Origin of the sequence: Flavobacterium quisquiliarum (assembly GCF_019308285.1) — a bacterium.
Classification (GTDB): Bacteria; Bacteroidota; Bacteroidia; order Flavobacteriales; family Flavobacteriaceae; genus Flavobacterium; species Flavobacterium quisquiliarum.
Genome location: NZ_WWEM01000019.1, coordinates 98,408 through 120,965, shown reverse-complemented (window position 1 = coordinate 120,965; position 22,558 = coordinate 98,408). Strand labels below are relative to the sequence as shown.

At 32.4% G+C, this 22,558-nt stretch carries 23 protein-coding genes; 11 read left to right on the top strand and 12 right to left on the bottom strand.

The features are described from left to right. Nucleotides 1–8: 8 nt before the first annotated feature. From can to GSY47_RS08020, 4 genes are all read right to left on the bottom strand, one after another. Nucleotides 9–644 (bottom strand): carbonate dehydratase, encoded by a 636-nt coding sequence (can, locus tag GSY47_RS08035; RefSeq protein ID WP_109194404.1) that lies wholly within the window; start codon nt 642–644, stop codon nt 9–11. A 113-nt stretch (nt 645–757) separates the two neighbouring features. After that, nucleotides 758–2,404, bottom strand: coding sequence for a SulP family inorganic anion transporter (locus tag GSY47_RS08030; RefSeq protein ID WP_179002769.1), 1,647 nt, complete (start codon nt 2,402–2,404; stop codon nt 758–760). Nucleotides 2,405–2,488: 84 nt separating this feature from the next. Further along, nucleotides 2,489–2,770, bottom strand: a complete 282-nt coding sequence (locus GSY47_RS08025) for a hypothetical protein (protein WP_246611287.1) — start codon at nt 2,768–2,770, stop codon at nt 2,489–2,491. Nucleotides 2,771–2,893: 123 nt separating this feature from the next. Next, nucleotides 2,894–3,373 carry a Dps family protein gene (locus tag GSY47_RS08020; protein WP_179002767.1) on the bottom strand — a complete coding sequence of 160 codons (480 nt, stop codon included), beginning with the start codon at nt 3,371–3,373 and terminating at the stop codon, nt 2,894–2,896. Between the two features lie 107 nt (nt 3,374–3,480). Between GSY47_RS08020 and GSY47_RS08015 the strand changes: the two genes are divergently transcribed. Continuing rightward, nucleotides 3,481–4,428, top strand: a complete 948-nt coding sequence (locus GSY47_RS08015; protein ID WP_179002766.1) for a LysR substrate-binding domain-containing protein — start codon at nt 3,481–3,483, stop codon at nt 4,426–4,428. A gap of 29 nt (nt 4,429–4,457) precedes the next feature. Here the strand turns inward: GSY47_RS08015 and GSY47_RS08010 are convergent, their stop codons facing one another. Both GSY47_RS08010 and mnmD read right to left on the bottom strand, forming a co-directional pair. Next, the gene (locus GSY47_RS08010) at nt 4,458–4,655 is read right to left on the bottom strand and encodes a hypothetical protein (protein ID WP_073416676.1); all 198 of its coding nucleotides are present in this window, start codon (nt 4,653–4,655) and stop codon (nt 4,458–4,460) included. A gap of 166 nt (nt 4,656–4,821) precedes the next feature. After that, a complete protein-coding gene (gene mnmD, locus GSY47_RS08005) occupies nt 4,822–5,484 on the bottom strand; it encodes a tRNA (5-methylaminomethyl-2-thiouridine)(34)-methyltransferase MnmD (RefSeq protein ID WP_179002765.1) in 663 nt (220 codons plus the stop codon). Nucleotides 5,485–5,795: 311 nt separating this feature from the next. Here mnmD and GSY47_RS08000 point away from each other — a divergent pair, with 311 nt between their 5' ends. Further along, the gene (locus tag GSY47_RS08000; protein WP_179002764.1) at nt 5,796–6,866 is read left to right on the top strand and encodes a branched-chain amino acid aminotransferase; all 1,071 of its coding nucleotides are present in this window, start codon (nt 5,796–5,798) and stop codon (nt 6,864–6,866) included. A gap of 58 nt (nt 6,867–6,924) precedes the next feature. Here GSY47_RS08000 and GSY47_RS07995 read toward each other — a convergent pair whose 3' ends face one another. Then, nucleotides 6,925–7,305, bottom strand: a complete 381-nt coding sequence (locus GSY47_RS07995; RefSeq protein ID WP_091491839.1) for a pyrophosphohydrolase domain-containing protein — start codon at nt 7,303–7,305, stop codon at nt 6,925–6,927. A gap of 455 nt (nt 7,306–7,760) precedes the next feature. Between GSY47_RS07995 and GSY47_RS07990 the strand changes: the two genes are divergently transcribed. From GSY47_RS07990 to GSY47_RS07975, 4 genes are all read left to right on the top strand, one after another. Beyond that, on the top strand, nt 7,761–8,960 hold the full coding sequence (locus GSY47_RS07990) for an SRPBCC family protein (protein ID WP_179002763.1): 1,200 nt from the start codon (nt 7,761–7,763) through the stop codon (nt 8,958–8,960). A 71-nt stretch (nt 8,961–9,031) separates the two neighbouring features. Further along, complete coding sequence (locus GSY47_RS07985) at nt 9,032–9,574, top strand: RNA polymerase sigma factor (protein ID WP_091491843.1); 543 nt, start codon at nt 9,032–9,034, stop codon at nt 9,572–9,574. 33 nt (nt 9,575–9,607) lie between these two features. After that, nucleotides 9,608–10,027: a hypothetical protein gene (locus GSY47_RS07980; RefSeq protein WP_179002762.1), complete on the top strand. Its 420-nt coding sequence runs from the start codon at nt 9,608–9,610 to the stop codon at nt 10,025–10,027. Nucleotides 10,028–10,057: 30 nt separating this feature from the next. Continuing rightward, the gene (locus tag GSY47_RS07975) at nt 10,058–10,516 is read left to right on the top strand and encodes a sensor of ECF-type sigma factor (RefSeq protein WP_179002761.1); all 459 of its coding nucleotides are present in this window, start codon (nt 10,058–10,060) and stop codon (nt 10,514–10,516) included. A 77-nt stretch (nt 10,517–10,593) separates the two neighbouring features. On the opposite strand, the gene GSY47_RS07970 is transcribed toward GSY47_RS07975, so the two are convergent. Next, a complete protein-coding gene (locus GSY47_RS07970; RefSeq protein WP_179002760.1) occupies nt 10,594–11,655 on the bottom strand; it encodes a WD40/YVTN/BNR-like repeat-containing protein in 1,062 nt (353 codons plus the stop codon). Between the two features lie 238 nt (nt 11,656–11,893). On the opposite strand from GSY47_RS07970, the gene GSY47_RS07965 reads away from it, so the two are divergent. The 3 genes from GSY47_RS07965 (at nt 11,894) to GSY47_RS07955 (ending at nt 16,686) form a co-directional block, all read left to right on the top strand. Beyond that, complete coding sequence (locus GSY47_RS07965; RefSeq protein ID WP_179002759.1) at nt 11,894–13,228, top strand: hypothetical protein; 1,335 nt, start codon at nt 11,894–11,896, stop codon at nt 13,226–13,228. A 131-nt stretch (nt 13,229–13,359) separates the two neighbouring features. Beyond that, nucleotides 13,360–15,333, top strand: a complete 1,974-nt coding sequence (locus tag GSY47_RS07960) for a KUP/HAK/KT family potassium transporter (protein WP_179002758.1) — start codon at nt 13,360–13,362, stop codon at nt 15,331–15,333. 138 nt (nt 15,334–15,471) lie between these two features. Continuing rightward, nucleotides 15,472–16,686, top strand: coding sequence for an RsmB/NOP family class I SAM-dependent RNA methyltransferase (locus tag GSY47_RS07955; RefSeq protein ID WP_179002757.1), 1,215 nt, complete (start codon nt 15,472–15,474; stop codon nt 16,684–16,686). 108 nt (nt 16,687–16,794) lie between these two features. Here GSY47_RS07955 and GSY47_RS07950 read toward each other — a convergent pair whose 3' ends face one another. Beyond that, nucleotides 16,795–17,841, bottom strand: coding sequence for an AMP-binding protein (locus GSY47_RS07950; RefSeq protein WP_179002756.1), 1,047 nt, complete (start codon nt 17,839–17,841; stop codon nt 16,795–16,797). Nucleotides 17,842–17,844: 3 nt separating this feature from the next. Then, nucleotides 17,845–18,777 (bottom strand): CPBP family intramembrane glutamic endopeptidase, encoded by a 933-nt coding sequence (locus GSY47_RS07945; RefSeq protein ID WP_179002755.1) that lies wholly within the window; start codon nt 18,775–18,777, stop codon nt 17,845–17,847. Between the two features lie 115 nt (nt 18,778–18,892). Here GSY47_RS07945 and GSY47_RS07940 point away from each other — a divergent pair, with 115 nt between their 5' ends. Beyond that, complete coding sequence (locus GSY47_RS07940; RefSeq protein WP_179002754.1) at nt 18,893–19,237, top strand: arsenate reductase family protein; 345 nt, start codon at nt 18,893–18,895, stop codon at nt 19,235–19,237. A gap of 91 nt (nt 19,238–19,328) precedes the next feature. Then, nucleotides 19,329–21,821 carry a TonB-dependent receptor domain-containing protein gene (locus GSY47_RS07935; protein WP_179002753.1) on the top strand — a complete coding sequence of 831 codons (2,493 nt, stop codon included), beginning with the start codon at nt 19,329–19,331 and terminating at the stop codon, nt 21,819–21,821. A gap of 248 nt (nt 21,822–22,069) precedes the next feature. Here the strand turns inward: GSY47_RS07935 and GSY47_RS07930 are convergent, their stop codons facing one another. After that, nucleotides 22,070–22,243 carry a hypothetical protein gene (locus GSY47_RS07930; protein WP_144218730.1) on the bottom strand — a complete coding sequence of 58 codons (174 nt, stop codon included), beginning with the start codon at nt 22,241–22,243 and terminating at the stop codon, nt 22,070–22,072. Between the two features lie 158 nt (nt 22,244–22,401). After that, complete coding sequence (locus GSY47_RS26280) at nt 22,402–22,536, bottom strand: hypothetical protein (protein WP_256871058.1); 135 nt, start codon at nt 22,534–22,536, stop codon at nt 22,402–22,404. Nucleotides 22,537–22,558 lie beyond the last annotated feature (22 nt).

Here is a 22,558-nt window from a genome sequence, read left to right as displayed (position 1 = left end):
TATATCTATTAAAGATCTAATTGATAAACTGAATCCAGTTCTTCGTTTGAACTAATGGTTACATTCAAATCAGTTACAAAACCTGAATTTAAACCGTAAACCCAGCCGTGAACCATTAAATCTTGTCCGTTTTTCCAAGCATTTTGAACAATTGATGTTTTTGCTAAGTTATAGACCTGCTCTTTTGCATTGATTTCAACAAAAGCATTAAAACGCTCTTCTTCGTTCTCAATTGAATTCAAATATTTATCATGTAAACGATATTCATCTTTAATATGACGAAGCCAGTTGTCAATAATTCCAACAGACTGATGTCCCATTGCAGCTTTAACACCACCGCATCCGTAATGTCCGCACACGATAATATGTTTAATTTTCAAAACATTTACAGCATAATCCAAAACACTCAACATGTTCATATCAGAGTGAACAACCATGTTAGCAATGTTACGGTGAACGAAAACTTCTCCTGGTTTTGCACCAACAATTTCGTTTGCAGGAACACGGCTGTCAGAACATCCAATCCATAATAATGGCGGTTGTTGTCCTTTTGCCAAATCAGCAAAATAATTTGGATCTTTTGCTAATGAAGTTTCAACCCACTTTTTATTATTCTCTAATAACTGCTCATAAAATTTTCTCATTTTTTTCTTTTTTGTGTGGTAATTTCTTAGTTATAATAGTCTCAAAAAAAGAACTTGAGGTAAAGTTACCTAAATTTTGAGACTTCTTTTGTCTTAAAAGTGTCTTATTTTAATTATTCTCCTTTAACAACTTCTTTTTGAACTACTTCTCTTTTCGCTACATCATAATAATGTTCGATTGTAACATGATTATTATTATCTGGCGTATTCTCCAATTCATAAGCTTCTTTAAAGCCTTTTAGTTTTACTTTGATATTTTCATCAATGGCTCTGGTTTCTTTGAATTCGCGAATTAAATCCAAAACATCATGAGCAATATATTCTGTATCATGAGCATTAATTATAACCTTTGAATTTTCGGGTATTTCATTTAAAGTTTGCTTGATGGCTGCTTTATTTAAAAATGAAACTTCCTGCGCTAAATCAATATGAATCACATCTCCGTCTTCATATTCTTCTTTTTTGAAGTTATAAGCTCTTTTAAGATTTCCTCTCAAAACAAAAATGATACTGATAATAATACCCAACGCAACACCTTTTAGCAAATCTGTCGCAACAACAAAGACCAAAGTTGCAATAAAAGGGATAAACTGGTATTTACCCTTTTTCCAGAAATGCATAAAGGTTGCTGGTTTTGCTAGTTTATATCCCACCAAGATTAAAACAGTTGCCAAAGTTGCCAATGGAATTTTGTTCAAAATCATAGGGATAGATAAAACACTTATTAATAAAAGCACACCATGAATAATGGTAGACATTTTTGATTTTGCTCCTGCATTATTATTGGCTGACGAACGCACCACAACTGATGTCATTGGAAGACCTCCTAAAAGCGAACTTACAACATTTCCAATACCCTGCGCTCTAAGTTCTACATTGGTATCAGTATATCGTTTTTGAACATCCATTCGGTCTGAAGCTTCAATACATAAAAGTGTTTCAATAGAAGCGACAATGGCAATTGTAAGGGCAACTACCCAAACCTGCGGATTTGTAACCGATGCAAAGTTTGGCATAATTATAATTGATTTAAAATCATCAAAAGATTTTGGAACTGGCAAAGAAACCAAATGTTCTTTTGCAATTGCCAAAGTGCTTCCTGTTGATACAAATATTTCGTTTAAAACTACTCCGACTATAACAGCAACCAAAGCTCCTGGCACTAATTTTATTCTTTTTAGAAAAGAAACTCTTTCCCAGCAAAGCAAAATTGTAAGCGAAACCAAAGTAACTACAACAGCTCCTAATTGAATATGATTCAGAACATCAAATAAAAATGAAAAAGAATTACTTCCATCATTTTGAATAAAAGCCTGATCTCCTTCATAATCTGCATCGTAGCCAAAGGCATGCGGTATTTGTTTTAGGATAATGATAATCCCAATACCAGCAAGCATTCCCTCAATTACATTGGTTGGAAAATAGTTTGAGATACTTCCGGCTCTTAAAAATCCTAATGCTAATTGAATTAATCCAGCAATAAAAACAGACATTAAAAAAACATCAAAAGCTCCTAAATCAGTGATAGCGGTTAAAATAATAGCTGTTAACCCAGCTGCTGGACCTGATACACTAATATGTGACTGACTTAGATATCCAACAACGATACCACCCACAACACCAGCGATTATTCCAGAAAATAATGGTGCTCCAGAAGCCATTGCAATACCTAAACACAATGGAAGAGCGACCAAGAAAACCACTAAACCTGAAGCAAAATCAGATTTAAGGTTGGCAAAAAGATTGATTTTTTTTGTCATAACACAATACTAAAAAAATTATTCATAAAAGATTTGCCGCGTCTGTTGTTCAAATGCGGTTAAAGATCAAAATAATCGGAAGTATTATGCTAAATTGGGAGGTGGAGCAAAAATGCTCGGAGAAATATTGTCAAGTTTTACAATATTCTCAGAAATAATCGTTTTTTTCTCGATATAAACCGAAATGATAACTTCATGCTCAAGAATGGAAGGATGCATTACATTTTTAAGTTCTTTATGCACTTCCTCTTCTGCAATACTAAAAGATACAGCCGCACTATTCCCTTTCTTAATCGCCTGAACAATTGTCGGGGTCGATAAGAAGGCAATGAATATGAATAATAATATGCGGGCTACAAATTTCATCGAAACAAAAATAGCGTTAAACAAATAAAATCAAAGAGATTTTTATAGAAATTTAACAAAAACAAAAAAGCAGAACGCAATTTTTATGCCGTTCTGCTTCTAATTTATTAAAAAAACAAGATCTTAAAGAGTCTCTTCAAGCCATGCATTCATCATCCAGATTGTTTTTTCCTGCTCAGAAATAAAGTCACTCATCATAGAATTGGTTCCTTCATCGTTAATTTCATCCGATTTGTTTAATATCTCTCTTTCAATTTTTAATAAATCTGATAACGAATGAACAATTAACTGAACGGCTTTTTCATCGTTTGAAATATTTTTACCTACTGCCAATTTATTGTTTTTAATATAATCTTCAAAAGTATGTAATGGAGTTCCTCCAATTGTCAAAACTCTCTCCGCTATCATATCAATTTTTAGTTGTGCATCTGTATATAGTTCTTCGAATTTTACATGTAAATCAAAAAAACGTTTTCCTCGAATATTCCAGTGAATCCCTCTCAAATTTTGATAATACACCTGAAAGTTTGACAACAATACATTCAATTCTTTTACTAATAATTCTGATTCTTTTACAGGTAATCCTAATATATTTGTTTTCATAATCTGTTTTTTTACACTAATTTACTACAAATTTAAAGTAACTTAAAGAAAATTTATATAAATAAAAATTATATTTTCTTATTTTTGTATCAAAATTTATTATCAATATGACTATAACTCAATTACAATATGTGTTAGCTGTAGCCGAGCATAAAAACTTCACACTTGCTGCTGAAAAATGCTTTGTCACACAGCCTACTTTAAGTATGCAAATACAAAAGATCGAAGAAGAACTCAACATCTTAATTTTTGACAGAAGCAAAAAACCAATTCAGCTTACCGATATTGGTCAAAAAATAGTAAACCAGGCTAAAAATATTGTAAATGAAGCCGATCGTATCAAAGATATAGTAGAGCAGCAAAAAGGTTTTATTGGAGGGGAATTTCGTTTAGGAATAATTCCGACTATTATGCCTACTATCCTGCCAATGTTCTTGAATAACTTCATTAAGAAATATCCAAAAGTTAAACTTTTAATTGAAGAGTTAAATACAGAGGAAATCATTTTAAAATTAAAAAATGGTCATTTAGACGCTGCCATTGCCGCAACACCTTTAGAAGATGAGAAAATCAAAGAAATTGTATTATACTTTGAGCCTTTTGTAGCTTATATTCCTGAAGGTCATGCAAGTTTTCAAAAAGAAGAAATTGAAGTGGCTGATTTAAATTTAAATGAAATCTTATTGCTACAAGACGGACATTGTTTTAGAGACGGTATTTTAAATTTATGCAAAAGCGTTTCAGACGCTGACCAATCTAATTTCCAGATTCAAAGCGGTAGTTTTGAAACCCTGATTAAATTAGCAGACGAAGGCCTTGGCACAACATTACTTCCGTACTTGCACACCTTAGACTTAAAAGAATCCGATAAACTGAAACTTCGAAACTTTAAGGAACCAAAACCAGCTCGTGAGGTAAGTTTGATTTACCCTAAGAGCGAATTAAAAATGCAAATCATTGATGCACTCCGATCTACAATTGCTGGCGTTATAAAAGGTGCCATTGTTTTTCAGAATGTTCAAATCATTAGTCCGCTACAAAAAAAGCAGTCATAAAAAAAGGAGCCAATTAGGCTCCTTTCTTTTTATACTTTAATTAGTTGTAGACTTGGTTTTAATTCTGGCTTTTCAATTATGAAATTCAACAGCCATTCTTGTAATTGTTCCATTTCGTATGGTAACAGTGTTTTGATAGCTTTTTCTAACTCTTTGCAGAAAAGCACCGGATCGAAACTTACTCTTTCAAGTATTGATTTCGTGTAATCGAACATCATTTTTGACATAATAAAACAAGATTTTTGGGGGTTATCTCTATTTTTAAACTCGCACCAAATTTAAACATTAATCATATATAAAATCTCTTTTTAACTATTTTTTTTCAAAACTTTAGCAACGAATACGTTTTCTTAAAATAAATAAATCAATATAGAATCATTCTAAACAATTCATTTATACCTTCTTAAAGGCTCGAAACATTTCTCTTTTACCTGGAGGGCCTGCTAATTTTTCTACAATAAATCCAACTTCAATCATACTTCTTTTAACAACTCCGCGTGCTGCATAAGTAACAAGAATTCCGTTTGGTTTTAAACTATTGTACATTTTCTGAAAAATCTCCGTACTCCAAAGTTCTGGTTGAACCCTGTATCCGAAGGCGTCAAAGTAAATCAAATCAAAAGTCTCGAAATCGTTTATTTCGTGAAAAAATTGTTTTCTTTTAGTTAATAAGAACTGGTCGCAAATTTCTGTCTTTTGATTCCATTCTGTCTTATGCATTTTCTCGAAAATGTTCTCAAATTCCAATGCGTCAAGTTCTGCAACGTAATTCATTTCTAAAATTTCATCAGCATCAACTGGATAAGCTTCTACTCCAACATAATCTATATGCTGTTTTTTTCTAACAGACTCTAAAAAAGTAATAAAAGCATTTAAACCTGTTCCAAAACCAATCTCTAATACACTTACAGATTCATCAAATAATGAAAGTCCGTTTTTTATAAACACATGTTTTGCTTCCTGAATTGCTCCATGCTTAGAATGATAACATTCATCCCATTCTGGCAAACGAATTGTAGTTGAACCATCTAACGTTTTAATTATTTCTCTTTTCACTTTTTTCGAAATTTACAGTAGCTTATTATTGATTTTCAAGCTTTATTTACATTCAAAATTAGTCAAAACTAATGCGTAAAGCCTTAAAAAACGATACTTTTTTCATAAATTATTTATAAAAATCAATTAAATATTTGAGTTTATTATAGGATAAATAAATCTCAGTCAAAAGGTATAAATAATGAATTTTCACTAAGCTTTTTACATAATTTTACTTAATTTTGTATTCAATAAATTCTATTTTACATGATATCATCACTTTAGACTTTCTAAGGCGAAAAAATATCTCACAAAAAAAACTTACACAACTTATGAGTACAACTCAAACAAGCAAAATTGAAATCATAAAAGCTACTTCTACAAAGATCAATGAAGTAGATTTTGACAACTTAAGTTTTGGTGCTGTATTTACAGACCATTTATTCGAATGCGATTTTAAAAACGGACAATGGCAAAATCCTGTCATTAAACCTTACGCTCCTATTTTGATGGATCCATCTTCAAAAGTCTTCCATTATGGACAAGCTATTTTTGAAGGAATGAAAGCTTATAAAGATGACAATAATGATGTTTGGTTGTTTAGACCAGATGAAAACTACAAACGTTTTAACAGCTCTGCAGTAAGAATGGCTATGCCAGAAGTACCTGAAGCTATTTTTATGGATGGTTTAAACGAATTATTGAAATTGGATAAAGAATGGATTCAAAGAGGAAACGGTGCAAGTATGTACATCCGTCCTTTTATGATTGCTACAGGGCCTGGAGTTATCGCAAATCCATCTGACGAATATAAATTCATGATCTTACTTTCTCCCGCAAAAGCATATTACGGAGGTGAAGTAAAAGTAATTATTGCTGAACATTACAGTAGAGCTGCAAATGGAGGAATTGGTGCTGCAAAAGCAGCAGGAAACTATGCAGCACAGTTTTACCCAACTAACTTGGCAAACAAAGACGGTTTCCAACAAGTTATCTGGACTGATGATGCTACACACACAAAATTGGAAGAAGCGGGAACAATGAACGTTTTCTTCAGAATTAACGATACTTTATTAACAGCTCCAACAAGCGAAAGAATTTTAGATGGTGTTACCCGAAAAAGTTTGATTGCTATGGCTGAAAAAGAAGGATTAAATGTTGAAGTTCGTCCAGTAATCGTTTCAGAATTAGTTGAAGCAGCTAAAAACGGATCTTTAAAAGAAATCTTTGGTGCAGGAACTGCCGCAGTTATCAGTGTAATCAAAGGATTTTCTTATCAAGATGAATACTATGAAATGGCTCCAATCGAGAATTCATACGCTTCATTCTTAAAAGAAAAATTAACAAGTCTTCAAAACAAACTTTCTGAAGATACTTACGGATGGACAGTTAAGGTGCAATAATCCAAAACCATATAAAAAGAGAAACCCGATAAATTTGTTTTTATCGGGTTTTTTATTTTTAGAATAATTTTGAAAAATCTGGTTTAAAATAATTCGGACCTTTCATTACTTTACCATCTTCTCTGTAAATCGGTTGGCCGTCTTCGCCTAATTTACTCATATTACTGCGTTGAATTTCATCAAAAACAGCTTCGATTTTATCTTGTAATCCGTGCTCAATAATGGTACCGCATAAAATATACATCATATCACCAAGAGCATCTGCAATTTCAACTAAATCATTATTTTGAACCGCCTCATAGTATTCTTCGTTTTCTTCTTTCATTAAGTTATAACGAAGTAATTTCTTCTCAGCTCCTAAATCGGCAGTTGGAGTTGTACTGTGTCCAATTTTAAAAGCAGTGTGAAATTCTGTTACGGCGTCGAGTTGTTTTTTCATATAGTAGTTTTCTTTTTTTTTTGCTAATTTAATTCACTTAAACATAATACTAAAATAAAATTACATTAAATGAAACGGTTATTAGCTTCAAATCATATTCAATTCTCTAAATTTGCCAAAAATAATTTTTAAAGCTATGTTTAGTCAAGGACAAATACTATTTGGAGTGTGTTTTTTTATTGCGTTTGTAATCATAATGATATTTGCTTATCGAAGAGATCTGGCACTGCATAAGATCTTTTACAAAGGAAATTACAAAGTATTGCTTGTTTTTTTGCTTTTCATTGCCATTTTATTTTTAATCAAAATCTTTTTTAAGAGATAATTATTTTTTGAGCGCAAAAGAGTCTTTTCTGAATTAAAAATTCATTCAAACAAAATAAAACCTAATAATTTTTGGTTATTAGTAAGACTCATGATAAATTTATAACTTTACGAAATCAAACAACCTACCAATGAAGATTCTTAAGTATTTATTTCTTTTCGCGTTATTAAGCCTTGTTGCCCTTACTGTTTTTGTTGCTACTCAAAAAGGAATCTTTGATGTAGAAAGAAGTAAAGTAATTAACTCGCCTCGTGCAACGGTTTACAGTTATCTTAATGACTTTAGAAATTATGAAGATTTTGAATCTTGGTCAGTTGAAGATCCATCTATAAAAATGACTTTCCCTAACAAAACAAGTGGAAATGGCGCTTCTTTTTATTGGGATGGAGCTGATGGAAAAGGAAATGCAATCACTCTTAAAACAAAAGAAGGCGAAAGCATTGAACAAAAAATGCAATATGATGGCACTGAAGCCGATGTTTCTTGGACTTTAAAAGACACTTTAAACGGAAAAACTAAAGTGACCTGGAAAGCAAAAGGAACTATGAGTTTTCTATTTAAAATTTACACTGCTTTACACGGAGGTTCTAATAAAGTTATTGGAACTATTTACGAAAAAAGCTTAGCCAATATTGACAAAAACCTTGACTACGAAACCAAAACTTATGCTATCAAAGTCGATGGTTTAGTAAAAAAAACAGAGACACCTTACATTCGCCAGACTTTTACAAGTGAAATTGAAAAAGTCAGCAAAAATGCTCGAATTGTAATTCCGAAACTTATCCATTTCAGTGAAACAAATGGGTTATCTACAAGTGGAAAACCTTTTATTATTTACCACACTTACGACACTAAAACTGGTTTAGCCAAAATATCAATTTGCCTTCCAATCAATAAAGAAATTTCAATTAGTTCCGGAAGTGACATTTTATCTGGAAAACTAAATGGATTTGATGCTGTAAAAACAACACTAACTGGAGATTATTCTCACAGAAATGAAGCTATTGCCAAAACAACAGCTTTTATAAACAACGGAAAAATCACTCCACAATTAAGCTGGTCACATCTTGAAATCTTAACTTTAAGTAAATTGGATGTAAAAGGTTCTTCTAAATTGGTAACTGAAATTTACTTCCCGATTATTCCTAAAGCAGAACCTGTAGTTAGTAGCCCTGTATACTCTCCAGAAACACAAACTGAACAATCAGAACAAACGCAAACTGAGCCTGTACAGCCTAAACCAGTGCAACCTAAACCCGTACAAAAAAAGCCAGCAACTCAGACGCCAGCTACGACAACTCCAGCACAGGAAGAAGAATCTGAATTCTAAATTTTAGGATTGATTAAACCTTTTGTTTTAAATTCAGTCCAACCTATATTAAAGTTTACAAAACAAAAAGTTTGATAGACGAGAAGGAATTTATAAAACAGTTATTAAACCCTGAAACGCAGAATACCGCGTTTCAAAAACTCTTGTCTGATTATCAGAGACCTTTGTATTCTCATATTCGAAATATTGTTTTGAATCATGACGATGCAGACGATGTTTTACAGAATACTTTTGTAAAAGTCTTTCAATATCTTAAAAACTTTAAAGGTGAAAGTAAACTTTTCTCCTGGATGTATCGTATTGCCACAAACGAAGCTTTGACTTTTTTATCTCAAAAGGCAAAATTAAGCGGGATTTCATCAGAAGATTTGCAGAACAAAACCATCGACAATCTAAAAGCAGATCTTTATTTTGATGGAGATGAAATTCAAATCAAACTTCAAAAAGCAATTGTAACACTTCCGGAAAAACAGCAATTAGTTTTCAAAATGAAATATTTTGAAGAATTAAAATATGAAGAAATTGCAGAAATCTTAGGAACTTCTGTTGGAGCACTTAAGGCATCTTATCATCACGCAGTTAAAAAAATCGAATTATATGTTACATCAAATTAAACCTTTTGTAACTAAAACTATCTTATAGGTATTATGAAAACATTTAAATTAGAAAACGAACCCAAAATAAAATCTGGATTTAAAACTCCAGAACATTATTTTGATAATTTTCCAGAAAAAGTTTTACAGCAATTAAACGAAAAAGAGGTTAAAGTGATTCCGTTTTACAAACGTAAAAAAGTACTTTCTTTAACCGCAGCTGCAGTTATTGGTTTAGCATTAATGATTCCGATTGTAAATAATTACAAAGCAACATCAAATGATCTTGACGAAGCAGCTTTAGAAACTTATTTATCCTATCAGTCTAATTTGACCCAATATGACCTAATTCAGAAATTAGATAACAGCGATATTGAAAAATTAAATAATGATATTACTCTTGAAGATGAAACTATAGAAGATATTTTATCTACAAGTCCAAATATAGAACACTTAATTTCAGAACAGAACTAAACTTAGACTTAACTCCAACTTTACTTTACAATGAAAATAAAAAATATTTTACCGCTCCTGATCTTTCTGACTAGTTTTTCCTTTTTTGCTCAAAATGGAAAAATCGATGAAAAACGCGAAAAAATCAAAGCTTTTAAAGTTTCATTTTTAACAACGGAATTAGAATTAACTTCAACAGAAGCCGAAAAATTCTGGCCGATATACAATGCTTATGATGACAAACAATTTGATCTGAAGCATTTAAAAATGAAAACCTACATTCGGAAATTAAACGATGACAACATCAATAATCTATCTGAAAAAGACGCTGTAACGTTATTATCTCAAATTGAAAGCACAGATAAAGAATTGTATGTACTTCGTGAAAAATACATGGCGAGTTTGAAGAAAATACTTTCGGCAAAAAAAATATTAAAGCTTAAAAAATCTGAAGACGATTTCAATCGAAAATTACTGCAGCAATATCGAGATAAAGCCGGCAAAGATTAAATTTCAATAAAGAAACAACAGCGATAAGAACCCTATATAATAATACTTACTTTATTATTTAGGGTTCTTATTTTTTTTTATTTAAAGTTCAGTCGAACTACTTTGTTATGCCCCGCTGCAATTGCAGTGTTTCTATTTATAAAACGAATTGTAAAAAGTTTTGTATCAGTAGATAACTGCATCCAGTTTTCCCCACCATTTTGAGAATATTGTATTCCTTCAGAACCCACACAAATAATTTCTCGTCCATTTCCTCCAGGAACATATTGTACACAAGACGCATAGCCAAATCCCATATTCTGGCCAATCAATTCCCAAGTTTTACCGCCATCTTTAGTAAAGGCTTTATTGTCACTTCTGTTGTTTGGAAGATCATAATCTCCTCCTGCAATAAAACCTTGTTTGGAATCGTAAAAATCTGCCGTAAAAATACCGGTCATTTCTTTTCCCTGCACAATTGGCGTTTCTACCACTTTCCATGTTTTTGCTTTATCAGAAGAATAAAAAACACGTGCTTTTTTTCCACCAGAAACCAGCCAAGTATCATTTCCTTTTATAACAATATTAGTATTGCTTGCTGCAAAAGCTCCTTCACCAACAGAATTTGTAGGTAATTTATCTGACAATAGTTTTGTCCAAGTTTCTCCTCCGTCACGAGTTACAATAACAGAGAAAGTGTCTTCTGTTGGATCGCCAATTGCAATTCCTTCTTTATCATTCCAAAACTGCATACTATCATAAAAAACTTTTGGATTAACTTCTTTATATACTAATTTAACTTTATTGTCTTTTTTGGAAACAGCATAAAGTAAAGCGGGATTGGCTACACTAAGCAGAAAAATATCTTTAGAAGTCTGTGCGATACTTCTAAATTCCAAATTTAAAGTATCACGATAAATATGCTCTTCAAATTTTTCATTTTTAGTTAAATCATAATAACCGAAACGTGAATTATCAGCTCCATACCAAATTTTATTTTTATCAACCAAAATGGCTCTAATGCTAATTCTATCTTTAAATAAAGTATCTACTGTCATTGATGTAAAACCACTATTATAGGCAACTTTAGTTTTAGAATTAAATGTTCCAAAAGACATCAATAAAATAAAAATACTGCAAAATAAAACTAGTTTTTTCATAAGGAATTTAAATTTGGTTAACGCTAAAATACGATTATTTATAACATCTCAAATAGGTTTAGCTCATTTTCAAGAAATAATAAGTCCATACTTTTATGCAACCGATTACATTCAGAAAAGAACAAACAAAACGTAATCAACTAATATACTGTTCATTACACTCACCACATTTAGCAAATAAATTTATGGCACAGTAATTGGATATCTCCAAGTACAAACAATTTAATATGATTTAGTCATGAAAACGAAATTACTTTTAATAGCGATCACAGCGATAGTTTTTGGTTCTTGTGCGGCACAGAGTCAAACTACAGTTTACGCAAAAAATTCAGATATAAGCGATAATTTAGATTTAAGAGCCGTTGCTTCCATGTTTGGAGAATCTGCAAACCTTCAAGATTTTGAAAGAAGATTAAACGATCCAAAATATCAAATTTCAAACCTTGATCTTAATGGTGATGATGAAGTAGATTACCTTCGTGTAATCGAAAGTGTAGAAGATAGAACTCACGTGGTAATCATTCAAGCCGTTTTAGACCGTGATGTTTACCAAGACGTTGCAACTATTGATGTTGAGAGAGATAATTACAACAAAGTAAGTGTACAGATTGTAGGTAACTCTTATTTATATGGATCAAATTATATTTATGAGCCTGTTTATAGTGTTGCCCCTGTAATTTATACTTCTTTCTGGGTTACTAATTACAGACCTTACTATTCAACATGGTATTGGGGGTATTATCCAACATATTACACAGCTTGGAGACCTTACCCAGTTTACAGATACAGAAACAATGTAAATGTTTGTATCAATGTTCATAACAGCTACAACTATGTAAATGTGAGAAGAAGTTATAGAGCTCCTGTGATTTACGAAACAAGACGTACTTACGGATATGAAAGAATGAGACCAAACTACAGCTTTGCTGAAAGACATTCTAATGTAAGTAACAGATATGATTTAGATCAAAGACGTGTATCAAGTAGAGAAGCAAACAGAAACAGCTATAACACTAATAGAGGAAACACAGCAAGACCTATATCTTCTGACAACAGAACTTCAAATAGAAATTATGCTGAAAACAGAAACACAACAGGCAGAACTTCTGTAGACAGAAACAACGGAACATACAACTCTACCAACAGAACTGCGAATAGAAACACAGAAGGAACTGTAAATAGGGACTACTCCAACAGAGGAAACAATGCAGCAAGAGTTGAAAATACTCCAAGAACAGAATCGAGAAATAACAATTCAGGAATGACTTCTAGAGGGAATTCAGAAAACAGAGGAAATGTTAATCGTGAAATGTCAACTCAGAGATCAGAAAATTCTAGAAACTATTCTCAAAACAGAGTTAGCAACACACCATCTGCCCCAGTTCAAAGAGCTGAAGCACCAAGAAGCAATTCTGAAAACAGATCTAATTCTAACAGAGAATATTCGGCTAGACCCGCACAAAGCCAACAGCGTTCAGAATCTCCAAGAGTAAGCCAAGAATCTCGTGGAGGAGGACAATCTCAAAGAGAAAGTGGCTCAAACTCTAGAGGTGGTGGCGGAAGAAGAGGTTAAGAATCTTTCAATTTACATATAGATTTAAAAGCACAATTTTACGATTGTGCTTTTTTTTATCTTTTTAATTATAATAGCGGCTAATTTGTTTTAAAACAGTAAATTTGCAACCGTCTTTTATAAAAATATACATGAGCGCATCGCATAAAAACTTACATAGTAAGTTGTCTATTGGGGGTTTATTGATTACTTTAGGGATTATTTATGGAGATATTGGAACCTCTCCATTATACGTAATGAAGGCTATTTTGGGCAATCACACCATAAATGCTGATATTGTTTTAGGAGGTATTTCTTGTGTTTTTTGGACGCTGACATTACAAACTACAATTAAATATGTACTTATTACTTTAAGTGCAGACAATCATGGTGAAGGTGGAATTTTTGCACTTTACGCCTTAGTCAAGAAAACAAAAATTCAATGGCTAATCGTGCCCGCCATAATTGGAGGAAGTGCCCTGCTTGCAGACGGAATCATAACACCACCCATTTCGATTTCATCAGCAGTAGAAGGAATTAGAGCTTTCTATCCTACAATGGAGACGCAAACTATTGTATATATTGTAATTTCGATCTTGTTTGTTCTTTTCACTATTCAGCAATTCGGAACTAAACTAGTTGGTAAATTCTTTGCTCCAATGATGTTAATCTGGTTTGCTATGCTTGGAACTTTAGGAACTATTCAGGTTATTAATTACCCAGAAGTTATTAAAGCCATAAATCCTTATTACGCATACCATTTATTAACGGTACATCCTGATGGTTTCTTTGTTCTTGGATTTGTATTTTTATGTACAACAGGAGCTGAGGCTTTATATTCAGATATGGGACACTGTGGTAGAAAAAACATTAGAATAAGCTGGATGTTTGTAAAAACAACTTTGGTTTTAAACTACTTTGGACAAGCCGCTTATTTAATCCACCACGAAGGAAACACCTTACAGCAATTAGGAGGAGAAAATGGAAATCCGTTTTACTTAATTATGCCACATTGGTTTTTACCCTTTGGAATTGTAGTGGCAACTTTAGCTGCCGTGATTGCATCTCAAGCATTGATTAGCGGTTCATTTACCTTGATCAATGAAGCAATGCGTCTGAATTTCTGGCCAAAAGTAAAAATCAAATATCCAACAGAAGTAAAAGGTCAGCTATATATCCCATCAATTAACTGGTTATTGTTTTTTGGTTGTGTTGGAATTGTTTTACACTTCGAAAAATCAGGAAATATGGAACATGCTTATGGTCTTGCCATTATTCTCTGCATGATCATGACGACTATTTTGTTGAATTATTATCTAATCATGAAACGTGTAAAGCTATACTTCATGGTTCCGTTGATTACCATTTATTTGTTAATCGAATTCAGTTTCCTTTTTGCTAATATCACCAAGTTTGCCGAAGGAGGTTATGTAACATTAATCATTGCAAGCATGTTGATTTCTGTAATGACCATTTGGTATTTAGCGAAGAAAATCAATAAAAACTATACAAAAGTTGTTAAAGTTGACGATTACAAACAAGTCTTAGTAGAATTGAGCCAAGATTTATCTATTCCAAAATATGCAACGCATTTAGTTTATATGACTAATGCTAATCGTGTTGATGAATTGGAGGAAAAAATCATTTATTCTATTCTTCAAAAGCGTCCAAAAAGAGCAGATATCTATTGGTTTGTTCACGTTAACATTTTGACTGAACCTTATAAAACACAGTATAAAGTAACAGAAATCGCTAAAGATGACATTTACAGAATTGACTTTAATTTAGGTTTTAGAGAGCCAACCAAAATCAATTTAATGTTTAGAGAAGTTATCAAAGACATGGTAAAACGTGGCGAAGTTGATATTACCAGCCGTTACGAATCTTTAAACAAAAACAATATTATTGGAGACTTCAAATTTGTATTATCTGAAAAATTCTTATCGAACGACAATGATTTAAGATGGCATGAAAACATTATCATGAATTCTTATTTCTTTATCAAAAAACTGAGCTTATCTGAAGAAAGAGCTTTTGGATTAGACAGCAGTTCTGTCAAAATAGAGAAGTTCCCAATGGTGCTTCATGCTCCAGAGAATATTGGATTAACGCGTATTATTAAATAAAAAACGCTTTTCTATAATTCAAAAAAACACTCTTAACTTAGAGTGTTTTTTCTTTTAATGAGAATCAGAAACAAGATTCAGTATTAAAAATTTAACTTTCAATCAATTAATACTACCTTTGCACTTCAAATAAATAAAATGAGATTACACAGAAATTTAGTTTATACGACAATCGATTCTTTGAATGCTATTTTCAATGAAGGAGAATATGCAGACAAAGTTGTAGCTAGAGCATTAAAAAAAGACAAACGTTGGGGAAGTTCTGACCGTAAATTTGTTGCTGAAACCATATACGAGATTGTTCGATGGAAACGACTATACGCTGAAATTGCAGAAGTTAAGGAGCCTTATGACAGAGATAATTTATGGAGAATGTTTGCCGTTTGGGCTGTTCTTCGCGGTTATCCAATTCCAGATTGGAGACAATTGGAAGGAACTCCTGAAAGAAAAATAAAAGGCCGTTTTGACGAATTGTCTAAAAACAGAGCACTTAAAGAATCTATTCCAGACTGGATGGATGAATTGGGCGTAAAAGAACTAGGCGAAAAAGTCTGGGCAAAAGAAATTGCGGCACAGAATCAGCCTGCAAAAGTGATTCTTAGAACGAATACTTTAAAAGGAACTAAAGAAAGCCTTAGAAACACTTTGATGGATTTAAATATTGAAACAGAATATTTAAAAGACCAGCCAGAAGCTCTTGTCTTAAAAGAAAGAGCAAACGTATTTTTAACTGACGCTTTCAAACAAGGCCTTTTTGAAGTACAGGATGCCAACTCACAATTAGTTGCAGGATTTCTAGACGTAAAACCAGGAATGCGAGTAGTAGATACTTGTGCTGGTGCTGGAGGAAAAACATTGCACATGGCTTCTTTAATGGAAAACAAAGGACAGCTGATTGCAATGGATTTGTATGAAAGTAAATTAAAGCAATTAAAACTAAGAGCTAAAAGAAACGGCGCTTTCAATATTGAATACCGCATTATCGACAGCACTAAAGTGATAAAAAAATTACACGAAAAAGCAGATCGTGTTTTAATCGACGCGCCTTGTAGCGGATTAGGAGTTTTAAAAAGAAATCCGGATTCTAAATGGAAATTACAGCCTGAATTTATCGATAATATCCGTAAAGTTCAGAGCGAAGTTTTAGAAAGCTATTCTAAAATTGTAAAACCAGGCGGAAAATTAGTTTATGCAACTTGTTCTGTTTTACCTTCAGAAAATCAGGAGCAAGTGGAGAAATTCTTAAAAACAGAAATCGGACAACAATTTACTTTTATTGAAGATCGTAAAATGTTAGCTTCAGAATCTGGTTTTGACGGATTCTATATGGCATTGATGGAACGCAAAAAATAAATTCCAATACTCAAATTCCAAATTCTAATTTATTTTGGAATAACTCAATACTAAAAATCCAAATTCCAATTTTAAGCTTGGAATTTGGATTTTTTTATTTTTGGAATTTTACTCTTGCAGAGTTGGTTTACGAAGCAACTTTCCATTTTCGTTTTCCTTGAATTTGGAAACAAAAACTATTTCTTTTGGTTTTTCATATTTTCCTAAGACATCAAAAAAATCGGGAGCAAATTCTTGTTTTTCTCCTTCAACAACCAAAACTAATTTTTCTCCTAAAGTAGTATCCGGAAGCCCCGTCACAAAGAATCTATTATTGATTTTACCAATCAACTTAGCTTCAATCTGTTCCGGAATCAGCTTAACTCCTCCACTATTGATTACATTATCAATTCTTCCCAAAAAGATAAATTGCTGTTCATTTAATAATTCTACCAAATCATTAGTCACAATTGGTTCATCTGAAATTGTTGAAACATGAATAACTAAACATTGACGATCGTCCTGAGAAATTTTAACATTCGGCAAAATAGAAAAAACAGAATCACCTAAGCGTTTAGCTGCAATATGCGTAATTGTTTCGGTCATTCCATAAGTTTCGTAGATTTCAGTTGTTTTTAATGGTAAAAGTTTTTCTTCTAGAGAAGAATCTAGTTTTGCTCCACCAATAATCAATTTACGAACATTTGAAAGTTCCTCAATTGAATTTTGAACCTGAAGCGGTACCATCGCAACAAAATCATAAATTGTAGAGTTTAATGCTAATGGATGCAGACTTGGCGAAACAATATCTAATTCCAATCCTAAAATTAGACTTCGTACCAGCATCATTTTTCCTGCAATAAATTGCGTTGGAAGACATAATAAAGCTTTATCTCCTGGTTTTAAATCGAAAAAATCTCCTGTTGCCAAAGCAGACTGTATCATAGCCTGTTTTTCTAAACGAACCAATTTCGGAAGTCCCGTAGTTCCCGAAGTGGTCATTTCTATATAATCTTTTTTATCAAACCAATCCAAAAAGAACTCCCCTATTGACTGTTCGTAGGTATCTCCTTCTTTTATATAGCCGTATGCTATTTGACACAAATCTTTTGCGTTTAAATGATAGCCGTTTAACTTAAAATAATTATGAACTTTATGTTGCGTTAAATTTTGCATATTTTATTGTTTTACTTCGACATCTTGAATATCTCCTGTTAATCTTTCTTTCCAATTCGTCCAACCGTATTTTTTACTAAAGATAAAAAGTAAAATAGGATAAATCACTACAACTGGCAGAATAACATCTATTCCCGCTGAAGGTTCTGAAAGATCTTTAAATATAGAATGTGTTTGAAAGACAGACCAGTCCGAAGTTACCAATAATGCTCCTATGAGATTATTAGCAGCATGAAATCCGAGTGCCAGCTCCATTCCTTCATCCATTAAGGTAATCACTCCTAAGAACAAACCTGTTCCTATATAATAAATCATTATGATATTTCCCATTTTAACCACCTCCGGATTTGCCCAGTGCATCGAACCAAAAATAACCGAAGTCATTAAAAGCGGAAACCATCTGTTGCGAGCTAAATTTGCAAATCCCTGCATCAAATAACCTCTAAAAACATATTCTTCAGTACTTGTCTGAATTGGAATTAAAATAGTTCCTAAAACAACCAAAATCAAGAAAGGAACTAAATCAAAATTCAGCACAAAATTTTCAGGAGATTTAAGATATACAAACAAAAAACTCAACAACGAAAAGATTGTCCATATAAAGAAAGAAAAACTAATTCTTTTCCAGTCTACTTTTGATCTTGATGTTGTAACCGACAATAAAGTTTGATGATGAATATATTTTACTACAAAATAAATTCCAGCAAAGGCAAAAATAAAGGAAATCATTACTAGAAAAAGTGTTGTATTAGATTCAAACATTTTCATCACCCCCTCATTAGTAGTTGGAAATGTTTTTTTTTCAACGGCTGTTTTATAAAACACGGCAGCAGTAATCGGAATTTGCCCAACAAAAGAAGCCGCAATAATAAAAACAGAACCTAAAAGATATTTCCAAAACTTATTTTCAGGTTTAATTCCTTGCTCTAAAAACATAAATCTTAAATTTTAAAAAATGAGAATTCAAATTCGATAAGTTAATCTTACATTTGATATTGCTAAAATACCTCTTTTTTATTTTACGAATATTTGAACGATTAAATATAACAAAATGATACAAATTTATCACAATCCGAGATGCGGAAAATCAAGAACCTGCCTTGCTTTTATTGAACAAACCAACCAAGAATTTGAAATCATTCCTTATTTAACCCAAACACCTTCTTTTAACGAATTAAAAGTACTATTAAAACAGCTTAATATTGAACCTATTCAATTGGTTAGAACCAAAGAAAAAATCTGGATTGAAAACTTTAAAGGTAAAACTCTAAGCGATGATCAAATTATAATTACAATGACTGAAAACCCAATTTTAATCGAGCGTCCTATTGTTGTAAAAGATGGAAAAGCCATAATTGGCCGAGATCCAGATCTAGTTGCTTCTTTTTTAGATTGATTCTAAAATAGATTCTTAACATTTTTTTGTGAGTTCCTTCTTTAAACCAAAAACTACATTTGCCGTCTAAAGAAAAAAGAAACCAGAAAAAATGAAGAAAATCAAATTTGCTGTATTGCTTGTATTCTTGTTTACAAGTTTTTACAATTACTCACAACAAGGCCCCGGAGGCAAACCTAAGGTAAAAGTCACCGGAAAAGTTTTTGAAAAGGTAAGCAAACAACCATTAGAATATGCTACTATTTCGATTATGGCACCCAATGATACAAAAGTTATTGCGGGCGGAATCACAAATCCCAAAGGAGAATTTGAGGTTGCTGTTGCACCAGGAACTTACGATATTAAAGTGGAGTTTATTTCATTCAAATCGACTGAAATCAAACAAAAGAACATTAAAGAAGACACCAATCTAGGCGCAGTAAATTTATCGGAAGATGCCGCACAATTAAATGAAGTTGTGGTTCGTGCTGAAAAGTCGACTGTAGAAATTAAATTAGACAAAAAAGTTTACAACGTTGGGCAGGATATGATTGTCAAAGGCGGAAGCGTAAGCGATGTTTTAGACAATGTACCATCTGTTTCTGTTGATACAGAAGGAAATGTAAGCTTAAGAGGAAGTGATAACATTCGTATTTTAATCGACGGAAGACCTTCACAGGCCATAAACATGGCTGAAGCTCTAAGACAACTTCCTGCTGATGCTATTGATAAAGTTGAAGTTATTACAAATCCATCTGCTCGCTACGATGCTGAAGGTGGATCAGGAATTATCAATATTATTCTTAAGAAAGGTAAAAACCAAGGTTTTAACGGAACTTTAATTGCTTCAACAGGTTTACCAGAAACTTATGGCCTAAGTGCCAATGTGAACTATAAAACAGAAAAATTAAATTACTTCACAACAGCTGGATACAATTACAGAACAAATGAAGGAGCTGGAAAAACAAATTCTGAATATTTTGATAATAATCAGGTAACAAAAAGTTTCTTAGATGAAACTCGTGACACTAAACGTGTTAGAAACGGATTTAATGGAAGAGCTGGAGTTGAATGGACACTTACTCCAACAACTTTTTGGACAAACGCCATTAATTATCAAAAAAACACTGGCGACGACCGAGATTTAATTAACTATTATAATTATGATGCTGCTCATAATTTTACAGGAACAACGTATCGTTTAAACAACGCAGATACAGGAAGTGAAAATATTGAATTTACATCAAACCTGATTAAAAATTTCAACGATAAAGGGCATAAACTTACTGCTGATTTTTCTATTTCCAGAAATACAGATGACAGCAATAGTACTATTACAGATTCACCAAACTTTGATACTACATTAAACAATCAAATCCAAAAACAAATTTTACTTCAGGCAGATTATGTATTACCCTTAGGCAAAGGAAGTCAGTTTGAAGCAGGGTACAAAGGTAGTTTCGGAGATTTGAACAACATTTATGATGTTACAAATAGCGGTGTTCCAAATCCTAATTTATCCAATACTTTAGAGTACAAAGAAAACATTAATGCCCTTTACACGCAGTATGGTTTTAAAGTAAATAAATTCTCTTATTTATTTGGTTTAAGATGGGAAGACACGAATATCGAAGTTAATTTATTAGACAACAGCAATTTCAATACTAAAAAATACAACAACTTATTTCCAAGCGCTTTTATTAGTTACGAAATTTCAGATCAGAGCAACTTCTCTGCAAGTTACAGTAAACGTTTGTCAAGACCAAGAGGACGTTTTATGAATCCTGCTGTTAACTATGCAAGCAACATTAATATCTTTCAGGGAAATCCAGATTTAGATCCTTCTTTGACAGACAAATACGACATTGGTTACATCAAAAGATGGGACAAAGTAACTTTTAACACTTCTGCATATTTTGAAAACACAAAAGATGTTTTCAGCTTTGTAAGATCTCCTACTGGTGACGTTGTAACTCCAGATGGTGAAGTAGTAACTCCTGCACCAGGTGAGACCGTTGAAGGAACTCCTGTAATCAAAAGTTCTCCTATCAACCTAGGAAGAGAACAAAAATTTGGCTTTGAATTTACTTTCAATTACACACCATACAAATGGTGGAAATTAAACAGTAACTTCAACTTTTTTAATGTAAAAACTACTGGAGAAAACAGCTACACAGACACACAAGGAAAGGTGATTGTTCAAGATTTAGACAATCAGGCTAATTCTTGGTTTGCAAGAATAAACTCTAAAGTTACTTTGCCTTATAAAATTGATTGGCAATTGACAGCAATGTACAACGGAGAGCAAAAAACAGCTCAGGGAAAAAACTTAGGTCAATTTGGAATGAATACCGCATTAAGTAAAGATGTAATGAAAGACAAAGCAACTATTGCCTTCAACATTAGCGACGTATTTAATTCCAGAAAAATGAGATCTTACACGTATTTAGATAATGTAAGCTCATATAGTGAATTCCAATTCCGTAAACGTCAGTTCAATTTATCATTCACATACCGTTTCAACAAACCTAAAGGAGAAAGAGACAAGAACGCACAGCCAAGAAATGATGGTGGCGGAGATGGCGGTGGAGATTTCCCTGGATAACAATAGTTAAACTCCAATATTAAAAATTCCAAATTCCAATCTGGATAAAAAATAAAAAAAATCCAAATTCCAACTTTACAATTGGAGTTTGGATTTTTTCTTTTAAACCTTCTTAATCAGCTTTAGAACTTTGACAAAGTTCTAAACGCAAAGTATTGGTATTTGGAATTTCAAATATTGGAATTTCTCTTTTTTGGAACAAAAAAAAGAACCCAAAAGGGTTCTTTTTTTATGACATCAATCTAAAATTAAATAGATTGTTCTTCTTGTCTTCTTTTAGCTCTCTTTTCTTTGAAAAGTTCCCAGCTAGCACCCGTAACCCAGTAAGATACGAAACCAACTAAGAAAAACATTAACCAAAACCCTATAGTTAGAATGGTTAAGAAAAGTAAAAAGCCTAAATACTGTGAAAATTCAAACATGTTTTCCGGAATTTTTGAATGTTACGACAAATGTAGCGTATATATTTTTTCTCAGCAATAAAATCTAAATCAATTTTCGTTAAATAACATTTATACGTATATTTATACTCATTTTAAATAAGCTCTTTTATGAGTTGCGAAACCTTTGAAATCAAGAGTTATTTAAAATCATAAAAATTTTCAGGAGCTGATTCCTGCTGTCCGCTGTATTCCCGATAAACAAAAACTACGGCTAAAAAGCCTTGTTTTTCTAAATCGGGAGATGTCGCTTCCATCAGGGCTAGAGTACTCACTTTCAAATGAAGTTTTACATTA